A 2,635-nucleotide genomic window follows, 5' to 3' on the forward strand; every position below is an offset into this window, starting at 1 on the left:
TTTGCCTAACATCAACCATGACAGACGAAGTAAACGAGTTCTAAAAAGGCAACGGTATTGATCTTGAAATAGCGGTCAAAGGGCTATCTTTTTTCATTGACAGCCCGGAGGCTCATATGTGTTATATTCCAACCATGCTTTGCAATGCGCATCTGTATGCGTATACTTGGTGGTGAGACTAGTTGGAGTATTACAATGCAAGATTTATATGACGTCCATGCCCCCAAGAAAGCGACAAATCTAAGCTTAAATAGCGACTTATTGCAAAAAGCTCGAAGTTTAAAAGTTAACCTGTCTGCGACCTTAGAGCAAGCACTTAGGGACAAGCTAAAAAGTATTGAAGCGGAGAAATGGAAAAAAGAAAACAAAGCTGCCATAGCTGCATACAACGAGTTTGTTGCTGAGAACGGCTGTATAGGTGATGAGTACAGGAACTTCTAATGGCGCAATTTGATGTTTACAGAAACCCAAGCAAGAAAACTAATAAAGTTTACCCTTTTCTTGTTGATGTTCAAAACTCTGTAATTGACCAATTGGCAACAAGGCTGGTTGTACCGTTAACAACTAGCAATACTAAAAACAGTTTTTACATGAAGAAGCTGACGCCGGAAATAGAATTCGAGGGCACAACATATTTATTTCTAGCACAACAACTTAGTTCCATACCCGTAGACGTGCTCAACGAACGCATTGGTTCGTTGGAGCAATCCAGAGAACTGCTGATAGATGCAATAGACTTCGCTATCACTGGAATATAACACTTAGCTAAGGGGCCAAAGCATGGCGCTATAATGCCGAAGGCGCGCCATGTTTTGGTCCCTGTTGAGCGCCTTGTGTACGCCCAGCATGGGCATGAACTAATGAGCGGTAGGCCGCCCCGGATAAAAGTCCTCTGTAGGAAGGTCACCATCCTTAGCGATTAATTTTGTTATTAGATGATAACTACTAGCGAATGGCAAGGGCAAATCCGCGAGGGGGTGTCTGGAGGAAGTCGCTAGCAAATCTGCGAGCTGATGAATAAGAACATCATATGAGGCTTAGGCTGAAGGTGAGTTGGCAGGGCCGGCCCCGTGAAGTGCTTTGGGTCCAAGACAACGAAACCATGTGACTTAACGGCCACCGTAAATGATGCAGCAGTGCAGAGACAGTGCATGCTCTTATCTGTGGTGGGACTGGCCTTCCAGAGATCTGCTTAACAAGCGATCGGTAAATAACCAGTGAGGTTCTGGTATACAAGTACCTTGGTCTTTGAGTGTCATCAACTCAAAGGAGCGAACGTGATGAAACCGATAGCGTCAATAAGGGCAACTTTATTGATGATTAAGCAGAAGTCAGCAGACGGCATAGTAGCCAAACGCCCATCGTAATGGTTGGGACACGGTGAAGTCGGGGGCCGACCCGCCACAAACCTGAGGATCAATAAGGAGCCTGTGCAGCTCAACTACTCCGTGCCTGACCAGGTTTAGGAGCGTTGGCGCAAAAGCAGAAGCCATTATTGGAATGCACAGGAGCTAATCGGCCGGTGTGTTTTAAACGTCTTTGGGAAACGCCCTGTGCGGAGTCGCTCGGGCCGACGCTTCGGTGCAGGGTGTTGTGGGGGCTGGAGGCTAGATACCTCCGGCTACCCGATTAGATTTCGTTCTTGGTGAGCACGTCAAAATCTGTAATTTGAACAAAACACTCATCATCGATAATGTCCTTATCCCAATCTACATCTATTAACTCGGGATAACCAAAATATGGATGGTAAATAATATCTACCGAGTAAGATAATCTAGTGGCTTTCTCGGCAATGTCAAACACCTCTTTAATACTTAGACTCTCTCGTGGCGTACTTTGCCCGACAGGAAATTTGAAAATTTGCCTATTTCGGTGCTCAATATTGTAACTCTGCACAAACATGCAACCAGATTTAACGGTATAATTATATTCGATGGGTTTCAATTTCTCCCACCTTGCTTTACTCGCAGACAGCTCTGCCAACCTAATAGTAAAATTCTCGTTGCTATGCGATATCACCCAAGCCCCTAATAAAAACAGGGTCACAATACCGATAGTTACAATTGTAATAGGATTACGTGAGTCCAATATATCCTCTAGAAAACTAACGCTTACAATAACGGGAAAAGCTGAGCGGCAGCGAGGCTTTTTCCCAATGAGTGAAACGAATGTTGTTTATTGTTAGGTTTACTTACCACGGAACACCATTTAGTTCGGCAAATACACCGCAACAAAACAATGCTAGAAAAGGGCTAGCAGTGACCAACTTTAACAGATTTGAATGAACTCGCCATTTAACTACTAATGTAATGATATATGGAACGAAAAGGAATAAACCATAAATTAGCATGAACGCAACAATATACAATTGTTCATGGCGAAGTTCAGCTTCTGGGAATGCTAAATAGTTGTAAATTGAATAAAGGGCAAAAAGCAGCAATGGCACAGCTAAAATACTGGTAATTATTAACAGAAACCTTGAGCCTTTCACAAATTCATCCTTGTAAACCTAACGAATGATATGGACTCCCCCACCTTTTCGGCATCAATGTGCCATATTGAAAGTGCGAAGTTTCAACAAAAGTGGAGAGTCCATATGTCCTTAATTAAAGTCGTTGGCGTTGATTTAGCCAAA

The 2,635-nt window shown here is 43.4% G+C and carries 4 protein-coding genes; 2 read left to right on the top strand and 2 right to left on the bottom strand.

The features are described 5' to 3' along the window. Nucleotides 1-195: 195 nt before the first annotated feature. Together O9X84_RS19395 and O9X84_RS19400 are read left to right on the top strand one after the other, a co-directional pair. Nucleotides 196-441: a type II toxin-antitoxin system CcdA family antitoxin gene (locus O9X84_RS19395; RefSeq protein ID WP_071817742.1), complete on the top strand. Its 246-nt coding sequence runs from the start codon at nucleotides 196-198 to the stop codon at nucleotides 439-441. Next, on the top strand, nucleotides 441-758 hold the full coding sequence (locus O9X84_RS19400; RefSeq protein ID WP_269521299.1) for a CcdB family protein: 318 nt from the start codon (nucleotides 441-443) through the stop codon (nucleotides 756-758). The genes O9X84_RS19395 and O9X84_RS19400 overlap by 1 nt, the downstream gene beginning before the upstream one ends. Before the next feature lie 871 nt (nucleotides 759-1,629). On the opposite strand, the gene O9X84_RS19405 is transcribed toward O9X84_RS19400, so the two are convergent. Next, on the bottom strand, nucleotides 1,630-2,088 hold the full coding sequence (locus O9X84_RS19405) for a DUF6174 domain-containing protein (protein WP_269521300.1): 459 nt from the start codon (nucleotides 2,086-2,088) through the stop codon (nucleotides 1,630-1,632). 103 nt (nucleotides 2,089-2,191) lie between these two features. Beyond that, entirely contained in the window at nucleotides 2,192-2,491 is a 300-nt protein-coding gene (locus O9X84_RS19680; RefSeq protein WP_442864576.1) for a DUF1418 family protein, read from the bottom strand. Nucleotides 2,492-2,635 lie beyond the last annotated feature (144 nt).

The organism is Alteromonas sp. BMJM2 (genome assembly GCF_027257845.1).
Lineage (GTDB): Bacteria > Pseudomonadota > Gammaproteobacteria > Enterobacterales > Alteromonadaceae > Alteromonas.

Excerpts from the sequence above, each read along its gene's own strand:
- O9X84_RS19400 (WP_269521299.1), top strand. The coding sequence starts at position 441 with ATGGCGCAATTTGATGTTTACAGAAACCCAAGCAAGAAAACTAATAAA.
- O9X84_RS19395 (WP_071817742.1), top strand. The coding sequence starts at position 196 with ATGCAAGATTTATATGACGTCCATGCCCCCAAGAAAGCGACAAATCTA.